At 62.5% G+C, this 18,920-nt stretch carries 15 protein-coding genes and 2 pseudogenes; 7 read left to right on the top strand and 10 right to left on the bottom strand.

Features of this window, described 5'->3' with window-relative positions; translation table 11 throughout:
* The first annotated feature begins 18 nt into the window (after nucleotides 1–18).
* The gene (locus tag OKW44_RS14705) at nucleotides 19–1,008 is read left to right on the top strand and encodes a substrate-binding domain-containing protein (RefSeq protein WP_018423645.1); all 990 of its coding nucleotides are present in this window, start codon (nucleotides 19–21) and stop codon (nucleotides 1,006–1,008) included.
* 55 nt (nucleotides 1,009–1,063) lie between these two features.
* Nucleotides 1,064–3,028, top strand: coding sequence for a hypothetical protein (locus tag OKW44_RS14700; protein ID WP_026226381.1), 1,965 nt, complete (start codon nucleotides 1,064–1,066; stop codon nucleotides 3,026–3,028).
* 20 nt (nucleotides 3,029–3,048) lie between these two features.
* Here the strand turns inward: OKW44_RS14700 and OKW44_RS14695 are convergent, their stop codons facing one another.
* A complete protein-coding gene (locus tag OKW44_RS14695; protein WP_018423647.1) occupies nucleotides 3,049–4,920 on the bottom strand; it encodes a beta-galactosidase in 1,872 nt (623 codons plus the stop codon).
* Between the two features lie 300 nt (nucleotides 4,921–5,220).
* Between OKW44_RS14695 and OKW44_RS14690 the strand changes: the two genes are divergently transcribed.
* Nucleotides 5,221–5,712, top strand: a complete 492-nt coding sequence (locus OKW44_RS14690; RefSeq protein WP_018423648.1) for an aminoacyl-tRNA deacylase — start codon at nucleotides 5,221–5,223, stop codon at nucleotides 5,710–5,712.
* A 125-nt stretch (nucleotides 5,713–5,837) separates the two neighbouring features.
* On the opposite strand, the pseudogene OKW44_RS14685 reads toward OKW44_RS14690, so the two are convergent.
* Nucleotides 5,838–6,263, bottom strand: a pseudogene (locus OKW44_RS14685) (two-partner secretion domain-containing protein); the annotation flags it as partial.
* 258 nt (nucleotides 6,264–6,521) lie between these two features.
* Between OKW44_RS14685 and OKW44_RS14680 the strand changes: the two are divergent.
* Together OKW44_RS14680 and OKW44_RS14675 are read left to right on the top strand one after the other, a co-directional pair.
* Entirely contained in the window at nucleotides 6,522–7,721 is a 1,200-nt protein-coding gene (locus tag OKW44_RS14680; RefSeq protein ID WP_035471718.1) for a GGDEF domain-containing protein, read from the top strand.
* A gap of 144 nt (nucleotides 7,722–7,865) precedes the next feature.
* Nucleotides 7,866–8,558 carry a cytochrome b/b6 domain-containing protein gene (locus tag OKW44_RS14675; protein ID WP_026226382.1) on the top strand — a complete coding sequence of 231 codons (693 nt, stop codon included), beginning with the start codon at nucleotides 7,866–7,868 and terminating at the stop codon, nucleotides 8,556–8,558.
* Nucleotides 8,559–8,602: 44 nt separating this feature from the next.
* On the opposite strand, the gene OKW44_RS14670 is transcribed toward OKW44_RS14675, so the two are convergent.
* Nucleotides 8,603–9,064 (bottom strand): CHRD domain-containing protein, encoded by a 462-nt coding sequence (locus OKW44_RS14670; RefSeq protein WP_026226383.1) that lies wholly within the window; start codon nucleotides 9,062–9,064, stop codon nucleotides 8,603–8,605.
* 313 nt (nucleotides 9,065–9,377) lie between these two features.
* Between OKW44_RS14670 and OKW44_RS14665 the strand changes: the two genes are divergently transcribed.
* Complete coding sequence (locus OKW44_RS14665; protein WP_018423653.1) at nucleotides 9,378–10,586, top strand: GGDEF domain-containing protein; 1,209 nt, start codon at nucleotides 9,378–9,380, stop codon at nucleotides 10,584–10,586.
* 187 nt (nucleotides 10,587–10,773) lie between these two features.
* Here OKW44_RS14665 and ilvD read toward each other — a convergent pair whose 3' ends face one another.
* Nucleotides 10,774–12,636 carry a dihydroxy-acid dehydratase gene (gene ilvD / locus OKW44_RS14660; RefSeq protein WP_026226385.1) on the bottom strand — a complete coding sequence of 621 codons (1,863 nt, stop codon included), beginning with the start codon at nucleotides 12,634–12,636 and terminating at the stop codon, nucleotides 10,774–10,776.
* A gap of 484 nt (nucleotides 12,637–13,120) precedes the next feature.
* Between ilvD and OKW44_RS14655 the strand changes: the two genes are divergently transcribed.
* Nucleotides 13,121–14,512 (top strand): TIGR00366 family protein, encoded by a 1,392-nt coding sequence (locus tag OKW44_RS14655; RefSeq protein WP_018423655.1) that lies wholly within the window; start codon nucleotides 13,121–13,123, stop codon nucleotides 14,510–14,512.
* Between the two features lie 109 nt (nucleotides 14,513–14,621).
* Here OKW44_RS14655 and OKW44_RS14650 read toward each other — a convergent pair.
* The 6 genes and pseudogenes from OKW44_RS14650 to OKW44_RS14625 form a co-directional block, all read right to left on the bottom strand.
* Nucleotides 14,622–14,957, bottom strand: a pseudogene (locus tag OKW44_RS14650) (ABC transporter substrate-binding protein); the annotation flags it as partial.
* Between the two features lie 178 nt (nucleotides 14,958–15,135).
* Nucleotides 15,136–15,567 (bottom strand): NUDIX hydrolase, encoded by a 432-nt coding sequence (locus OKW44_RS14645; RefSeq protein ID WP_051103836.1) that lies wholly within the window; start codon nucleotides 15,565–15,567, stop codon nucleotides 15,136–15,138.
* 23 nt (nucleotides 15,568–15,590) lie between these two features.
* Nucleotides 15,591–16,235, bottom strand: a complete 645-nt coding sequence (locus OKW44_RS14640) for a LysE family translocator (RefSeq protein WP_018423658.1) — start codon at nucleotides 16,233–16,235, stop codon at nucleotides 15,591–15,593.
* Between the two features lie 88 nt (nucleotides 16,236–16,323).
* The gene (locus OKW44_RS14635) at nucleotides 16,324–16,458 is read right to left on the bottom strand and encodes a hypothetical protein (RefSeq protein WP_018423659.1); all 135 of its coding nucleotides are present in this window, start codon (nucleotides 16,456–16,458) and stop codon (nucleotides 16,324–16,326) included.
* Between the two features lie 55 nt (nucleotides 16,459–16,513).
* Nucleotides 16,514–17,494, bottom strand: coding sequence for a substrate-binding domain-containing protein (locus OKW44_RS14630; RefSeq protein ID WP_018423660.1), 981 nt, complete (start codon nucleotides 17,492–17,494; stop codon nucleotides 16,514–16,516).
* A complete protein-coding gene (locus tag OKW44_RS14625; protein WP_018423661.1) occupies nucleotides 17,491–18,855 on the bottom strand; it encodes a leucine-rich repeat-containing protein kinase family protein in 1,365 nt (454 codons plus the stop codon). The genes OKW44_RS14630 and OKW44_RS14625 overlap by 4 nt, the downstream gene beginning before the upstream one ends.
* Between the last annotated feature and the right edge of the window lie 65 nt (nucleotides 18,856–18,920).

The raw sequence follows: 18,920 nt of genomic DNA, 5'->3' as shown, positions 1-18,920 counted from the left end.
AACTATCAAAGGAACACAATGAAGCTGCCTCTCACCATTGCGTGCTGGGATTACGACCGCACGCGCGCACTCTTCGATGGCCGCATCGAGATCGAGGGTTGCGACCCGAACTATCTGTCCCTTCCGGTCGAAGAGACATTCTTTCGGGCACTACGGTCGTCCGAATTCGATGTCGCGGAGCTATCGCTGAGCAGCTACACGATGTTGCGCTCGCGCGGGAAGTCGCCTTATACGGCGATTCCGGTGTTCCTTTCGCGGATGTTCCGTCACTCCGCGATTTACGTGCGACGCGATCGCGGCATCACGGCGCCACGCGACCTCATCGGCAAAACACTGGGCGTGCCCGAGTTCCAGCTGACCGCGCCGGTTTGGGTCCGCGGCATTCTCGAGGACGAATACGGCGTGCGACCGTCCGATATTCATTGGCGAACGGGCGGTGTCGAAGCGCCGGGCCGCCACGAAAAGGTGGCGATGCAAAACAACGCGGGGATCGACATCCAGTCGATTCCGTCGGATGCGACGCTCAACCAGTGGCTCGTCGAAGGACGGATCGACGGCATCGTGGCGCCGCGTGCCCCGAGCGCGTTCACCGACGGCCATCCCGACATCGTGCGTCTCTTTCCCGACTTCCGCGCAACCGAGAAGTCGTACTATGCAAAAACCGGCATCTTTCCGATCATGCACGTCGTGGGCATTCGCAATGAGCTCGTCGAGCGTCATCCCTGGTTGGCTGCGAGCGTGTTCAAAGCATTTACTCTTGCGAAGAACCACGCACAGCGCGAGCTGAGCGAACTCGCCGCATTGAAGACGACGTTGCCCTGGCTTGCAAGTGAATACGAAGAGACCGTCGCCGTGCTTGGCAAAGACTTTTGGCGCTACGGTGTGCCCGGCAACGAAGCGGTGCTCAACGCGTTCTTGCGCTACCACCATACGCAGGGGCTTTCCGAACGGCTAATGACTATCGACGAACTGTTCGCGCCTTCCACCACGGCGCAGTTCGTTATCTGACGCCATTCGCGGGGGCGGCGAAAATCTCTTCTTCTGGCCCGAGACAGGTTTCTCCATGCGCGCCAACCATGCTTTGCCTACGCAAACTGGCATGCCCGTGCTCCAGACGACGGGCCATGTCTCCTCGTTCGGCAACGACGCGATTGCATTGCGCTGGACGAACGAGGACGAACGTCTCGCCGGTTTCTCGCTGATCGACTGCGAGCGCAAACGCAGGTTGCGCATCGTCGCGCCGTTCACGCTCCTGCTCGCTGACGGAACCACCATGGGCCTGGCCGAGCTGAGGGTCGTTGCGCCCGTGAGCGACGCTGCGCTCGAACCCAACCCGCATGCGTCCCGCTTGGGCGAACGAATCGCAGGGCGACGCGCGAGCGTCTCCCTGGTAGATACACATGGACGCCTCAAGGTGCAATGGAGCGTCGAGCAGCGCGAAGGGTCACGATATCTGCGCGTCCAGCTGGCGATTACCGCGCTTCTTCAGGACGAAGCGATCGCTGCCGTCTCATTGCTGAAGACGCGCGCTCCAGGCGCCAGGGCCAGTAGTGAGCGGAAGGGCACACCGGTCATTGCGGACAACTTCTATCTGGGCTTCGAGCACCCGCTGGCGACAAGTCAAGTGGAGGGCGACAGCCTCAGCTTCATGCTGCATCGCGCGTTACCGCTGGAGAAAAACAGGACGCTGGTCTACTCCGCTGTGGCAGGTGTAGCCAGCGACGGCCAGGTTCGGCGCGACTTCGGCATCTATCTGGAGCGGGAAAGAGCTCACCCGTGTCGCCCGTTTCTGCACTACAACAGCTGGGGCGACATCGGCTACCTCACGCCGTACACGCAGGAGCAGGCGCTCGAGCGCATCGAAACAATCGGCCGCGAGTTGCACACAGCGCGCGGGGTGCAGATCGATTCGCTTCTGTTCGACGATGGCTGGGACGACCTTGGCGGCGGCTGGCAATTCAGCAAGGCATTTCCACATGGCTTCGTTCCGCTGCGCGACGCCGCCGCGCGATTCGGCGCCGCTCCCGGCATATGGCTTTCCCCGTGGGGCGGCTACGGTACGCCGAAACAGGAACGCGTGACGCGAGGACGTGCCGCTGGTTATGAGGTCATCGACAACGGTCTCGCATTATCGGGGCCGACGTATTACCGGCGCTTTCATGAAGTCGTGATGGACTTGCTCGACAAGGGCGGCGTCAATCATTTCAAGTTCGACGGCACAGGCAATGCCGACAAGGTGTTCCCCGGCAGCCTGTTCGACAGCGATTGGGACGCGGCGATTCAACTGATCGACGACATCCGCGCGGCCAAGCCCGAAACCTTCATCAATCTCACCACAGGTACGCATCCGTCGCCGTTCTGGCTGCGCCACGTCGACTCCATCTGGCGCGGCGGCAGCGACGATGGCCTGGCGGGCAGCGGCACGAACCGCGAGCGCTGGATCACATACCGCGACACGCAGACGTATCACAACGTCGTGGAGCGCAGTCCGCTCTTTCCACTCAATTCGCTGATGCTGCACGGCATCCTCTACGCGCAGTGCAATCCACGCCTCAATGCGTCAGCGGGCGACGCGTTCTCCAACGAAGTGTGGTCGTACTTCGGGACCGGCACGCAATTGCAGGAGCTCTACATTACGCCGGCGCTGCTGGGCGAGCACGACTGGGATGTGCTTGCGCGCGCCGCCCAATGGGCGCGCGAAAACGGCGACATACTTCGCGACAGTCATTGGATCGGCGGGGCACCGGACGAACAAGCGGCCTATGGTTGGGCAGCGTGGGCGCCGCACAAGGCGATCGTGACGCTGCGCAATCCTCACAGTCGCACTCAACGCTTCACACTCGACCTGCGGCGCCAACTGGAACTGCCGGATCACGCGGCGGCACGATTCGAATCGCGCAGCGTTGGGCGTGCGGGGGATTCCGGTATTCCCGCTCAACTGGACGCTGATCTGTCGCAAGCAGTGCAACTGGCGCCGTTCGAAGTGCTCACGCTCGAACTGCTGCCGGTTGCCGCCGCGAAGCGGTGAAGGGGGACGAGGCGTATGCGCTAGTACAACCTGTCGGCCAGTTGAATCGGCTTTGCCTCGATCTGATGGAGGTCGAAGACCAGCACCTCGTTGTTACCTTGCACGAGCCACGGCGCGGGACAATACAGGCGCCTTTGCGGGCCGATGTTCCAGTAGCGTCCGAGATTGTGGCCGTTGACCCAGACGATACCCTTGGTCCAGTTGCTCATGTCGAGCCAGGTGTCGCCGACTTCAGCCAGCAGCATGCTCGCCTTATAAAAGAGACCGGGTTTGCGTGGGTTCGTGCAGTCTTCATTGAGGTTGGCGATAAACGTTTCATCCATCGGCAGCAGGTAGACGTCCCATTCCTCGAGCAACGCGAGCGAGCCGTCGACGTGTTTCATCGTGACCGGCTCGAGCAGACCTTTACGGTCAACGATCGCGGGTCCGAAGTTGACGCGCCCCATGGCCTCGACGAGTATCTCCAGCGCGACCTGGCCGTCCGGGTTCGACCCGCGGTTGTGCCGCGCCGAAGGCAGGGCAAGCGGCGCGCGATGCATCATTTGGAGCGACTGCGCGTACTCCTGCGGCAGTTGCGCTCTAGATACGCCGCCCGCGTACCGTTCACCAAGGAAAACCGTTGCATAGTCATGAACGGCGCTGATATCCAGCACACCGCGGGCGTGCTCCGGCAACGACCTGCGATACAGCACGAAGCCGAACGACTGACCGTAGCGTTCAAACGACTGCGGATTCACGCCATGCTCGCTTGGCAGTGCCGCGGGCAGGTTGTCCCAGATCGAGGCGTAGAGCGTTGGCATCAAGGCCTCAGCGCCTGCGCAGTCAAGCGTGGCGATGACGTCGGGTATGGCTGGCAAGGGTTCGGGCAGATAGCTGGCGATAAGGTCTCGATACTTGATGTACTTCGGCGTCGCCATGCCTTGCTCGCTGATCGGCGCGCAGTAGTCGTAGCTCGTGATGTCGGGCTGATAGTTGCCTGAAGCGTCCACGTTCGCGCCGGCAAAAAAGCCAAAGCTCGTGCCGCCGTGAATGACATACAGGTTGAACGACAGCCGCGCCTGCATGAACGCGGCCAAGGTACTGGAGAGGTCGTAGTCCACGCCCGCGAACCCCGCTTCGCCCCAATGCGTGAGCCACCCAGGGTACACCTCGCCAGCCATCGCGGGCACCGAGGGGAATTCGCGGCGCACGGTTGCGATCTGCGCTGCGTCGGCGTTGCTCAGCGCGATCGCGCCGCCCGTTACCGTGGTGCGATTGCGTTCGAGTTGCGGGAGACCGTCTTCGGTGTAGAACGGCCCGGTTATGCCTCCTGCTAGCCAAAGCTGCCTGAGCTCTTCGAGGTAAACCGGATTGCTCGCATACGAACCGAATTCGTTCTCGATCTGGATCATCAGGATCGGTCCGCCGTGCTCGCTCATCAATGGCTTGATACGCGGAACCAGTTCGTCGATATAGCGAGCCACCGCCGCCATGTAGCGAGGATCGGTGGCCGAGTCGGTCCGCAACTGGATGTCCGGATCGCGCAACAGCCAGGAAGGGAGGCCGCCCAGATCCCACTCCGCGCACACGTAAGGCCCGGGGCGCAACAGCACCCACATCTCCTCGGCTTGGCATAGGCGGATGAAGGCCTCGATATCGCGATTCCCGCTGCGGAAGTCGAACACGCCTCTATGCGTCTCGTGGTAATTCCACATGATGTACAACGCGATGCAGTTCATCCCCATCGCCCTTGCCATGCGGATCCGGTGTCGCCAGTACTCACGCGGGATGCGGGCTGGATGCATCTCGCCGCTGCGAATCTGGAACGGCAGGCCGTCGAGCAGGAAATGTTCGCCGTCGGGGCTAAAGGAGAAGGTGTGGCTGCGTTCGAGGTTCACGATGGGCGTTGTCAAGTTGACGAATGCAGGCTACCTGTAAATCGGCTGCACCTGCGAGAACGGTAGAACGCAGCTCCTTAACGATCAACAGCTTGCGAACTTTTTCCGTCCGCGGCGGCGCCGTGCCTCGCACGGACCAAAGATGTCGTTCGCCGGACCGGCCGACCAACGTCAGCTGAGGAACGGCGGATTCAACCGGTGGACGCGATCGCTCGATGGAATCGTTCAGCTGGCGTGCGGATTGCCGGTGCGTGAACTATTCTGAAAAGATCGCAATTGTTCATTCCTTTTCAGGTATTCGACAGGAGGTGTGCCATGTCGATGTCGCCAACCTTGCAGGACTGCCTGCGCAGCAAGGGTTCCCGCTACGAAGTCGTGCGTCACCCATACAGCCACTCGAGTATCGAAACGGCTGCTGCGGCGCACATTCCGGGCGACCGCCTCGCCAAGACCGTGCTCCTCGAAGACGAACACGGCTACGTGGCCGCCGTGCTGCCGTCAACTTACGCCGTGCAGCTCTCCGAACTCTGGAGCAAGACAGGGCGCCGGCTCGCCCTAGCCACGGAAGTCGAACTGCGCGAATTGTTCAAGGACTGCGATGTGGGTGCGCTGCCGCCAATTTGTATGGCGTATGGCATGAAAACCTACCTGGAATCCAGCCTGGCAGGCCAGCCCGACGTCTACTTCGAGGCGGGCGATCACGAAGAACTGATTCATATGGAAGCGGATCAGTTCCTCATGCTGATGGACGATGCGGAGCGCGCCCATTTCGCACGGCGGATGCGAGGGTTGGGCGGGCGGGCCTAACCCAACTGGCCAGCCCGTGCGCTGGCCGCGATAATTTGACCGCCTTTTGCTTCATTTGTCAGGGGTAACTAATCAGCGGAAGCTAGAATTTGGTTCCAACTTCCGTTTGATTAGTCACGCACGTCACTGATTTTGCCGAGGTTGATCACACTCGCATTTGACTCGCCCGACAGCGTGAGCGCGTCGCCTTTGATGAAAGCACAGTTGCAGACATCGAGCGTAGACGGGACGAAACGTCCACCCGTTGCGCTGAGTCTGCCGAGGATTGCCGACGCCGAGCCGCCCGTGACCCTGTTCAAGGTCGCGCCGGAGCCGTTGTCGAACGTCACGCGGTTATGGGCTCCGACAGAGAAGCTGTCCCAATCGATCACGCCGCGCGTCGAACCCGGCTGCGTGACCAGCAGCGCATTGCCACGGTTCGAGATGGTGCCGGCCCCGGCAACGTATTGGCCGCCCTGCGGAAGAACGCCTGCTGCGCACGCAAGGTGCGTCGCAGACAGACCGGCAACGGAAATGCACAGGAAAAGCAGCGATAGTGCAGGACGCGTCATACATCCCCCTTTCCGCGCGGGCACGCATGGGAGTGCGCTTGAAGAACCGGTCTATGCCTCTGAAGAATAGCAATTTGGCGCTGCTGCGCCTCGCGATGGACTCAACCTTTCGCGACGACGTAGGCCCACCGCCCGGCTTCGAGTCTTCCCACGACCCATTCCGATATCATTTCGCAAGGATGCGCGGCATTTGCCGTTATCACGTATATAGTCTCTAACCTTTTCCCCGTTGCAGCGGGGACGCGCTCTGAGTCAGCGATGAAAGTCGACCTATCCACGCTTTACCTTCTCGTGATCGGAACCTTGTTTGCCAGTTCCGCCATGATGTATTGGGAACACCTGTCCCATCCCAAGCGCGGCAAGGAATTACGAATGCTGGCGGCCGGATATGCGACCCTCGGAATCGGTTGCGCGGCGGCTGCATTTCGGGTTCAACTGCTCGGTGCAGCTGGCCCCGCAGTGAGTAATCTCGTGATTCTCACCGGCTATCTGCTCGTCCTGGACGGTGTGGCAATGTTCAACGGCCGGCGATATCTCGCGAGCTCGATCGGGTTGCTTCTGCTGATGGGACTCACGTGGGCCGTGGCTGGCGTGCGTTGGCAGGCTGCCGTCTGGATGTACGTCAGCGCCATGCCGATCGCGCTGGCGTCCGCCATGACGTCGCTCGAACTGCTGCGAGGCGACGGCATGCCGGCGGTTCAATCCCGGCGCGTCGCCGTGGCGGTAACGGGCATCCACGCGCTGTTTTACGTCGCCCGGGCTTTCGTGCTGCCATGGCTGGTGCCAATCTTCGGGCCGCGCGTGCTGGCTGTCTCCAGCGAAATCACGATGTACGAAGGGGTTCTCTACTCGGTCATTTTGCCGATGACCTTGCTCCGGCTGACCCGGGAAGAAATTCATGGTGAGCTTTTGCAGGAGTCCCGCACGGATTACCTAACTCGCCTCGGGAATCGAAAGTTGTTCTTCGAAGAGGGGGAGCGGGTTATCAGCGACCACGGCATAAATCGACTGCCCGTCACGCTTCTTGCGTTCGACCTCGATCACTTCAAGAGAATCAACGACCACTTTGGGCACAAGACCGGCGACGAGGTTTTGAGGTCATTCGCGGAAACCGTTCGAGCCGTGACGGGTACAGACGCGATTCTGGCACGCATCGGCGGCGAAGAATTTGCCGCCCTGCTGCCGGGCTACGACAGCGACCGCGCAAAAAAGCTAGGCGAGACCGTTGTCAGCCGGTTCGCCGCAATGTCCCATCGCGCCGACGGCGACCGGATTCGCGCCACCGTCAGCATTGGACTCGCCGAGTCAAGTCGCGGAACGGCTTCCCTCACCGACCTGCTCTCAGCCGCCGACCAGGCGTTGTATCGAGCCAAGTCGCTGGGCGGCAATCGGCTTGAACAGACGCCAACGACCGCGCTCGCCGCCGCCAGCTGCTCTTCGAGTGGCAATCGGATTTAAGCTCCCGCCGGATAGAGTGGGGAAATTTCCGGTCCCGCTCGAAACACTGAATTCGTTTGCCAGCACGGCTCAGTCGATTTTCCGCGTGGCCGAGGAGCCACGCGGATTTTCGTCCGAGCGCGATCGCGCACGCAGGTACGAGACATGGATGCTCACGAACCCGACACACGGCCGACCCAGCCCGTAACCCGCCCTGTCCTTGTCTGGGACGCGCCGGTGCGGTTGTTTCACTGGCTGGTGGTCGTGCTGGTCACGGCCGCGTATGTCACGTTGAAGCTGAACTGGATCGACTGGCACGTGCGCGTCGGCGAGACGCTGCTCGCCCTTGTTATTTTCCGGCTGCTGTGGGGCTGCTTTGGCAGTGAGACCGCCCGCTTTCGCAGTTTCGTGGCATCACCCGCTGCCGCGCTTCATCATTTGCGCCGCCAGTTTCATCGCGAGCCCGATGTGCAGGTCGGTCACAATGCGGCCGGCGGCTGGATGGTTCTATTTCTGCTCGTCTTGCTGCTGACCGAGACGCTGAGCGGGCTCTACGTCAACAACGACATCGCCGACGAAGGGCCGTTTAGCGAACTGGTGCCCGCGTGGCTCGCCAACGCAATCTCGGCGTTGCACGGCCTTGTCTGGTACGTGCTGCTCGCCGCGGTGGTGCTGCACGTGCTCGTGATCGCCCTCTACGCGGTAGCGAAGGGACACAACCTGTTGCGCCCGATGCTGACCGGCTACAAACTGCTGCCCTCGTCCGTGGACGCGCCGCGGCAGGCGCCAGCGCTGCTGGCGCTGCTGCCATTCGGCGTCGGCGTTGCCGTGGTGATGCTGCTCGCGGCTTATCTTTGAGCCTGACGCAAACCGGCTCTCCGGGCGCGGCTACCGTGCCTGCTTCATTTGCCCTTCGGCGGCGTCACCTGGCCGCGAATCTCGCCATCCGGATTGTTCTTCGTGTGAACGTTGATGTACATGTCACCGGCTTCGAACATCTTGGCGTCGGCCGGAGATAGCGTGGCCTGACCGGTGATCGGGCTCGTCACCTCCATGGTGCCCTTCTGCGACAGCCAGACCTTTACGCCAGCGTTTTTACCAGCCGGGGCGGGTCCGTGGAAATGCGCCATCGTGGTCGGACTCGTCAATCCGCTGAAGCTGATGTTCCAGGTGACGACCCGCGTGCTGGGGTCGTACGTGAGCTTGGCGCTGCCGCTGCCCGGCGTCTGCACCGGCGGAACCTGTTGGGCGCCCGTCAAAGGCACCTCAAACGAGACGGGCGCCGCTTGCGCCAAGGTCAGCGTACCCGCGAAGGCCAAACCACCGAACACCATGAAAGCGCGCCGCGTGATGGATCGTGACATTTGGTTTTCTCCTGTTGGGTTGCCCGTGGTGAGCGGGCGATTATTGAAGACTGCAGAAGACCTCGTCGGCGTTGCTGGCAGCCAAACAAGTGAGTCAAGCATAGACGCAAGCACGCCGTAACGCGAAGGTTGCATGAGGCCGAAATCCGGCTATGCGTGGCGACCGCCCCGTTACGTCGACGCCGAAAGGAAACCGTCGGGCGAAAATCGTTGAGATTTGAACTGGCGCGAAAAATTCTTCCGGTACGATATGTGCTTTGCGCGAAGGCAGCGGATGTAACTGGCGCGACTTGGTGTTGCGCCAGGAGCCTTCATGGATCACACCCATTGTTACGCTGCCATGTCCATCCCGAACGCTTTCATCGGCATTGCGATTCTGTCCTGCCTGATGAGCGTCGCCGTTCTCGGCTCGCTGTTTCGCGCTCAGGTTCCGGGGATACGCCATTGGTGTGCGGCAAGTGGCCTGCTGGCCGTCATGGCCACGCTCCTTCTGTTCCGTCGGTCGGATATCGTCGTCCTGGGCGCAAGCGCGTTGCTGCTACTGGCCTCCCTCCTCGCGATCCACGGCTTCCGGCGATTCTTTCATCGGCCGCCATCGGTTATCTGGGAATACGGCGCGCTCTGTGCGATCCTGGCTGGGCTCGTCTATTGGACCTACGTGCGGCCTGACGTCAGTGCCCGGGGCGCGATGATCTCGGGCTTTCTCGCCTATGTCCGATTCGCCATCGCCTGGGTCGTCCAGCGCTACCGGCCGGTGGGCAGACCAAAATATGGCTACCACTTCGTGGCTATGGCCTCGGTGTTGGGTGCGCTCGTCCACGCAGTCCGTTGTGTCGTATATGGATCCGGCCTGGCGCATGAAACGACATTTCTGGAGGACACGCCGCTGAACGTTGCGTTTCTCGGCATGGCGATCCTGACCTTGCCATGCCTGTCGGTTGGCATGGTGATGCTGGCGCATGACCGGCTGGCGGAGCGGATGGAGCGCCTCGCCACCATCGACGATCTGACGGGCGCGCTCGGGCGGCGGGCGTTCATCGCCAGGACCGAGTCGCTGTTCGAGTTGGCAAAGGTGGCGAAGTCGAAGCTGTCCATCGCTATTCTGGACATCGATAACTTCAAGGGCATCAATGACCGATACGGGCATGCTGCCGGCGACCAGGCTCTTGCGCATGTTGCCTTGACGATATTGCGCGAGATTCGGCAAACCGACGTCCTTGGCCGCATCGGCGGTGAAGAGTTTGCGCTACTGCTGCCACTGACCGGGAAAGAGGAGGCGGCCCGTCTCACGAACCGGTTGCGCGCACTCGTCGCGGCGTCTGTTGCGCGCGCTCCGACCGGCGACGTCGCATGCACACTCAGCGCTGGCGTCGACGAATTCGGTGACGGCGATACCGTTGCCTCGGTGATGGCGAGAGCCGATACAGCGCTCTATGCCGCGAAAGCCAACGGCAGAAACTGCGTGATGCTGGCGGGGTCGTCGCAGCGTGCCGATGACATCGTTTCCAGTTTCCCGGCTTAGGAAAGGCTCCGCCCAGGGCTGCGCAGGAGACGCCTGATCGATCGTCCATTCGCACTGCCACTGCAAAAAAAAACGGCATGCAGTCGCCCGCATACCGGTCTCTATTGGGGTCCAGTCGCGTCACCGCGAAAAGGGCCGCCGCGCTGATCCGCGCCAGTCCGCGCTTTATTGGCGCTTTATTGGCGCTTTACTTGCGCTTCAATTGCGAAATATCGCGCACCGCGCCGCGATCGGCCGAGGTCGCCAGCGCCGCATACGCCTGCAATGCCTGCGACACGACACGCTCGCGATTGGTCGGCTGCCATGCGTCGTCGCCGCGCGCTTCCATCGCCGCGCGACGGCGTGCGAGTTCTTCATTCGACACCGCGAGATGCATCTTGCGCTGCGGAATGTCGATCTCGATCACGTCGCCGTCTTCGACCAGACCAATCGTGCCGCCTTCCGCCGCTTCCGGCGACGCATGGCCGATCACGAGGCCCGACGAGCCGCCCGAGAAACGGCCATCGGTAAACAGCGCACAGCTCTTGCCGAGGCCCTTCGACTTCAGATACGAAGTCGGGTACAGCATTTCCTGCATGCCCGGACCGCCCTTCGGACCTTCATAGCGGATCACCACGACGTCGCCCGGCACGACCTTGTCACCGAGAATCGCGTCGACCGCGTCGTCCTGGCTTTCGAACACGCGCGCGCGACCCGAGAACAGCCACTGCGATTCGTCGACACCCGCGGTCTTCACGATACAGCCCTTCTCCGCGAGATTGCCGTACAGCACCGCGAGGCCGCCGTCCTTCGAGTACGCGTTTTCCTTGCTGCGGATACAGCCGCTCTCGCGGTCCGCGTCGAGCGTCGCGTAGGTCGCTTCCTGGCTGAAGGCGACCGTGGTCGGAATGCCGCCCGGCGCCGCGCGGAAGAATTTCTGCGCTTCCTCGCCCGCGCCGCCGGCGATGTCCCACTTCGCGATCGCGTTGCCGAGGGTGCCGCTATGCACGTTGCCGCACGACAGATCGAGCAGCTCCGCGCGCGCGAGCTCACCGAGAATACCGATGATGCCGCCCGCGCGATGCACGTCCTCGATGTGGTACTTGTCGGTCATGGGCGCGGCCTTGCACAGGCACGGCACCTTGCGCGAGATACGGTCGATGTCCGACATCGTGAAATCGACGCCCGCTTCCTGCGCGGCGGCCAGCAGGTGCAGCACGGTGTTGGTCGAGCCGCCCATCGCGACGTCGAGCGTCATCGCGTTTTCGAACGCCTGCTTGGTGGCGATGCTGCGCGGCAGGACCGAGGCGTCCTCTTCCTGATAGTAGCGGCGGCACAGATCGACGACCAGGCTGCCCGCCTGCTCGAACAGGGCCTTGCGCCATGCGTGCGTCGCGACGATGGTGCCGTTGCCCGGCAACGCGAGGCCGATCGCCTCGGTCAGGCAGTTCATCGAGTTCGCGGTGAACATGCCCGAGCACGAACCGCAGGTCGGGCACGCGCTGCGCTCGACTTCGGCGACTTCGGCGTCGCTAATCTTCGGATCGGCGGCCTTGATCATCGCGTCGATCAGGTCGATCTTCGCGATCACCTGGCCGTCGGTCGGCGACTTGACCTTGCCCGCTTCCATCGGACCGCCCGACACGAACACGACCGGAATGTTCAGGCGCATCGCGGCCATCAGCATGCCCGGGGTGATCTTGTCGCAGTTCGAGATGCAGACCATCGCGTCCGCGCAGTGCGCGTTGACCATGTACTCGACCGAGTCCGCGATCAGTTCGCGCGACGGCAGCGAATACAGCATGCCGCCGTGGCCCATTGCGATGCCGTCGTCGACGGCGATCGTGTTGAATTCCTTCGCCACGCCGCCGGCCGCTTCGATCTGCTTCGCGACCAGCGCGCCCAGGTCGCGTAGATGCACGTGGCCCGGCACGAACTGCGTGAACGAATTCACGACCGCGATGATCGGCTTGCCGAAATCGTCGTCCTTCATGCCGGTGGCGCGCCACAGCGCGCGGGCGCCGGCCATGTTGCGGCCATGAGTCGAAGTGCGTGAGCGATAGTTGGGCATCTGTATCCTCAGGAATTGCTGTTATCGGTTTTGATGAGCGCCTGCGCGGGCGTGGGGATCGCATGAGTACGCGGACTTTGCGCTGGGAACGAATAGTGCAAGAGCGCCGGTAAGACGTCCAATATATTTTTTTTGGGTAATTAGGTCGTGAAAGATATTAATCGATGCGGCGACATTCAGCCGATTTCACGTTTTCTTGACATTGCCCGCTCCCACCGCGAATAATGTAGCGTTCGTTTAACGAAACCCTGTTCACTGTAAGAACATTGAAACGGAAACAGAGGTCTTTTCGAGCGCAACGCCGGGTTCGAGGCCAGTCGCGCCCAAGCCTGGGCTCACCCTCCTGGATTCGCGCCAATCTGTCCGCTGTGATCAAGATCAGGTAAGGCAAGTTTGCCGCCAATACGCGCCAGCACCCCGCGCCGGCGCGCCGTACCCGCCCCTCCGCCCAGCACAGGGCCGGGCACTACACAGAGTCACACACATGAAGCGAGACACTCCCCCTCACGCCGCCGGCCGACCGGCCGCTTCGCGCGGCATCGTCGAAGGTCTGGTGTATGTTTTCGAGCAGGTCATGCCCGACCCGTTCGTGCTATCGATCTGCCTGACGTTCTTCGTCGCCGTGCTCGCGATGCTGATCGCGCCGACCGGCACATTGCCGACGCTGCTCGACTCCTGGTACACCGGCACGTTCGGCATTCTGGGCTTCGCGCTGCAGATGATCCTGATCCTTGCGACCGGCTTCGCGATAGCGGAAGCGCCGATCGTGCAACGTGGTCTGCGCGCGCTCGCCTCGCACGCGAACTCGCCGACGCGCGCCGCGCTGCTCGTGTTTCCGGTCGTCGCGGTTGCCGCGTGGCTCAACTGGGGGTTCGGGCTGATCGTCGGCGCGTTGCTGTCGCGGGAAATCGCGCGGCGCGTCGACGTCGATTTCGCGTGGCTCGTCGCCGGCAGCTATTCGGCCTGGTCGATCTGCAATAGCGGGCTGTCGAGTTCGATCGCGCTATCGCAGGCGTCGCACGGCAATGCGCTGAACCTCGTCGAGAAAGCGACTGGCCACGTGGTGCCGCTCAGCGAAACCATCTTCGCGCCGTTCGTATTCATTCCGACCGTGCTGGTCGTCGTCGTGATGACCGCGATCTTCATCAAAATGCATCCGAGGGCGGAGAACGTCGTCGCGTTTCGTCAGAGCGGCGAAGCAGCCGCCGACACCCCGAGCGACGATCCGCATGCCCGCGCGAGCGGTGCGACATCGCTCGCGGCGCGCCTCGAACAGTCAATGCTCGGCACGCTGCTGCTGCTCGCGCTCGGCATCGGCTATCTGGCGATGACGTGGCACAAGGAAGGCTTCGATCTCGACATCAACAATACGATCCTGATCTTCCTGATGATCGGTCTCGCGCTGCAACGCACGCCGATCGCATACGCGAATTCGATCCGCCGCGCCGCGCGTCAGACCGGCTCGATGCTGCTGCAATATCCGATGTACGGCGGGATCATGGGCATCATGAAGGGCACGGGTCTCGCGTCGATGATCGCGAAGGCGTTCGTGACGATCGCCTCGCCGGTCACGCTGCCGCTGTGGAGCTATCTGAGCTCGCTGATCATCACGCTGCTGGTGCCGAGCGCCGGTGGCCACTGGGCGGTGCAGGGTCCGTTCGTGCTGCCCGCGGCGCTCAGCCTGCATGCGTCGGTGCCGCGCACCGCAATGGGCGTCGCGATGGCCGAGAACGTATCGAACATGCTGCAGCCGTTCTGGGCCGTGCCGATCGTCGCGATTGCGGGTATCCGGATTCAGCGCGTAATGGGCTATACCGCGGTGACGTTTGCGGTGTCGCTGGTGATTTACGCGGTGGCGTTGTGGCTCGTGCCGTAAGTGCAATGGCCTGAGTCGAACGAGGCCACTACCGTTAAAGCAAAGGGCCGATGAAGCAATGCTTCATCGGCCCATTGTGCTTTTACCGCTTTTAACGCATCTACCGCTCTTACATCTTGACGACGTCGAGCAGCGTCTTCTTGCCGTCCTTATAGTCGTACAGCGAGATCATGCCGTGCTGAAGGTCGCCCTTCGCGTCGAACGTCGTTTCACCGGTCACACCCTTGTAGTCGGTGCCCGACACCTTGGCGAGCACCTTCGCTGGATCGGTCGAGTTCGCGCGCTTCATCGCGTCGACGACGATATACACCGCGTCGTACGTGAACGGTGCATCGAATTCGATCGGATGACCGAAGCGCTTCGTGTACTTCGCCGCGAATTGCGCGCCACCGTTCATGCGCTCGACGGCCATGCCGGCCTGCGAGCACACCACGTTGCCCGCCGCCGGATTTGGTGCAGCACAATAACGCAAAACCGGCGCAAGCGACAGATTCCCGCGCAATCCCGATTGGAGCCGCGTCAACTGGCGGTCGTTTCGTCGCTCGATTCAGCGCGATTTTGCGGGTTTGTTTCGTTCAGGACATCGTCAGCAAAAGTGACGGGATAAGCAGCAACTCTGCGAATCACGGCTTGAAATCGGCCAGCATCACACCGTCGCGGATATGCGCGAGAGCGGCCGCCACGTAGTCGACGACCGGTGCCGGCGGATGGTCCGGCTTCGCCCACACGAAGCCCGAGCACTTGTGCGGCTCCATGTTCGCCAGTTCGCCTTGCCATGAACGGCACACGAGAAAGAAGCTGATGCGGTTCGTGTCCGAGTCGCGCCGCATCACGAGTTTGAATTCGAGCGCGCCGGGCGCGATCGTCACACCCGCTTCTTCTTTCAATTCGCGAATCGCGCATTGCTCGATCGATTCGCCCGGTTCGAGATGGCCCGCAATCAACGCGTACTGGCCGTCCCTGAAACCGGTATTCGCGCGCTGGATGAAAAGGCACTCGCCCTGCCCATTCAGGAACAGCACGTTCACATCGACGATGCTTTGCATTCGGCTCATTTTCTTGCCGGCATCATGACGGACTAGCCGCGTTGCGCGGTCAGCAGCTTGATGCCAAACGCGACGAAGACGAGCCCGCTGCCGCGTTTGATGGCCGCGACCCAACGGCTGGCTCCGACGCGTTTATGGATACCGCGCACGCCGAGCGAATAAATGGTGTGCACGAGCGCGACGGTGACCGCGATCGTCAGATACATCACGATGAACTGCTCCGACAGGCCGCGTTCGTGGTCGATGAATTGCGGCATGAACGCCGATAGAAAGATCATCGTCTTCGGATTGCTGCCCGACACGAGCAAGGCTTCGCGGAATACCTTCTTGCGCTCGAACGTATAAGCGGACGATGCGACGCCCGCCGGCTGCGCGGCCCGCGATGCCTCTTTGTTGCCGCCGCGCAGTTGCCTGACGCCGAGATACATCAAATAACCCGCGCCGAGCACTTTCATCGCGACGAAGAGCGGCGGCAGCGTCGTCAATACCGCGCCGACACCTAGCGCCACGAGCACGACGACGACTCCTTGCGCGAGCAGATTACCGGCAACGCTCGCCGCCGCGCCGCGGTTTCCATAGCGGACCGAATTGCGGATCACGAGCAGAACGTTCGGTCCCGGCGAAATGGTGGTGAGCAGATAGGCACCGGCGAAAAGCAACCAGGTATGAAAGGACATGGCAGGCCCAGCGGTTCGTTGTGGTTGAATACCAATACACCGGACATCATCATGCCACGGAAAAAATCGCGGTCGGCGTGGCTGCGCGCTAATCGGTACGCACGACCTGACACAAGAACTGCTTCAAACGCGCGCTTTGCGCGACGCGCTGCTGGCCGCCCGATAGTTGCGTCGGGTACTTGTGCACCTGCCCGGGAATGCGCACGCGCTCGATGTAGTGCATCGCGAGAGCCTGCGCATCGGCCTTGCTGATACGCCGGACGACGTCGCGCGTCGCCTCAACGTTTCGAGGCCGTCACCAGTTGCAGCGGCGTCTCGATCACCTTCGACAACTCGCGCTGCTTGCGCCGCTCGGTCACCGCCTTCAACGCGAAGTCGATGCCGAACACGGTCTGGCGGCCAGCGAACTGGTTCATCGTCGCGAGCACGCGGCCGTCGGCGAGTAGCGGCTTGATCGCATCGATCGCGTCGTAGCCGGTGACATAGACGCCGCCGCCGCGACCCGCGTCGCGAATCGCGTCGACCGCGCCCATCGCCATGTTGTCGTTGCCGCATAACAGCGCGCGCAGTTGCGGGTGCTCGGCCAGCATTTTCGCGGCCACGTCGCGGGCCTTGCCGTACTCCCAGTCACCCGGCTCGACCGCGACGACCTGCACGCTCGCGGCATCCATCGCGTCGCGGCTGCCGGCCGTGCGCTGCTGCGCATTGCTGCTCACCGAAATGCCTTCGATGATGCCAACCTGATCGCCGGGCTTCAGCCGCGTGGCCAGATATTGGCCGACCTGCTTCGCGCCGTTGCGATTGTTCGGCCCGACGAACGGCACCGAGATGCCGGCGGCCGCTTGCGCCGCATCGTCGAGCGGGTTGTCGATCGTGATCGTGATGATGCCGGCCTTGATCGCGCGCGCGATCACCGGGATCAGCGCCTTCGAGTCGGTCGGCGCGATCACGATCGCGTTCACCTTTGCCCTGATCGCCTCGTCGACCATGCGGATCTGCGCGGCGGTGTCGGTCTGTTTGGCCGTGCCGCGAATCGTCAGGCTGAATTGCGACGAGAAGTGGTCCTGGTAATTGCGCGCAGCGTCGACCATCGCGACCGTGAACGGTTCAGACATCGATTTGAGTACGAGCGCGATCTTCGGCTTCGTGCCGGGCAGCACTTCGGCGCCGGCATCGTCCGCGAACAGCGCGATGCCAGTGAGACCAGTTGCGGCCAGCGCGCTCGCGAGCAGCACACGGCGGCGCATGTTCTGCGTCATGGCTTGACTCCTTCGCGGAGGTGCCGGTTGCGGAGATGCCGATCGAACGACGCGACGCTGGCGGCAATTTCGTCGAAGAGCGGCCGGCTGTCGATGTCTTCGCTCAGACAACGCGTCTTCAGGGCGGCGAGTTGCGCGTCGAGTCCACCGGGTACGTCGCAACGCTCGAGCAGTTCTTCGAGCAGACAGCCGTACGCCCTCACTTCGAGCCGCTGCAACGCGATAGCGAGCTCGCGATCGCCGGCGTCAAAAAACGACGCCGCCCCGAAATCGCCGAGCAGCGCGCGCCCCGCGCCGCCGTGCAGGATATTGTGCGCGTACAGATCGCCGTGCATCACGCCGCTCCGATGCAGATGACTCGCGACCTTAGCGATGCCGCCCGCGATACCGAGCACCGTCGGAAGGTCGAAGCGCGCGTCGTCGCGATAGATGTCGCGCGTACACGATGCGAGGCTCGGCGGACCGGCGAGATTGGTGAAGCGCGAATCGATCAATCCCATCACGAGGCCATGCGTATCCGACGGATGCCCGATCACCTTGCCGAGCACGGGGATCAGGTTCGCATGTTCGCCGCCGCGAATGCAAGCAGCCATCTCGCAGTCGGGCAAACCGTCGCTCGTCACCGCGCCCTTGAACAGCTTGACGGCGACCGCACGCGGGGCGGGCTCGTTGTCCGCGTGCAGCGCCGCGCGATAGATGACGCCCGATGCGCCCTCGCCCAACGGCCGTTCGAGCCGCAACGCATCCCAACGAATGCCGCTGATCGGTGTGTCGATGAGGGCCGCCTGTTCGAGCGCCGCGTTGAACGGATTGCCCGCATACGCGAGCCACGCAAGCCGCGGCAGACGCAGCAACCAACGCGGCAATGCATCGAAACGATTCGCCGCGAGCCGCAGCAGTTCGAGCCGCGTGCATGCGGCCAACTCCTCGGGCAGCGCGCGCAGCCGGTTGCCGGCAAGCATCAGCTTCTGCAGTTGCGTGCAGCGGCCGAGCTCCGCGGGCAAGCGTTCGATGTCGTTGTCGGTCAGAATCAGCCAACGCAGCAGCGGCGGCAGCGCGCGTGCCGGCACCTCGCGGATGCGATTCGACTTGAAGCCGATCATGCTCAGTTGCGCGCATTCGCCGAGCACGCCGGGCAATTCGGTGAACGGGTTATTGGACGCGAACAGGATGCGCAGTTTGCGCAGACGCGGCAGATCGTCCGGCAGCGTCGTCAATGCGTTGTTCGACAGGTCGAGCACTTCAAGCGTATCGGCGAGATCGAAAATCTCGCGCGGAAATTCGCTCAGGCCGCACGCGAGTTTGAGTTCGCGCGCACCCGCCAGTCGCCCGGCCCGCAGTTGTTCTAAAGTCGTGGTCACAGTCGTGGGAAAGAAGATCGGGCAGCGCCCGCAGCGCGTCGTACCGAAGCTGTCGATTTTACTGA

This window comes from Paraburkholderia lebeckiae (assembly GCF_050436325.1).
In the GTDB taxonomy this organism is placed as follows: domain Bacteria; phylum Pseudomonadota; class Gammaproteobacteria; order Burkholderiales; family Burkholderiaceae; genus Paraburkholderia; species Paraburkholderia tuberum.
This window is presented reverse-complemented; position numbering and strand designations above follow the sequence as displayed.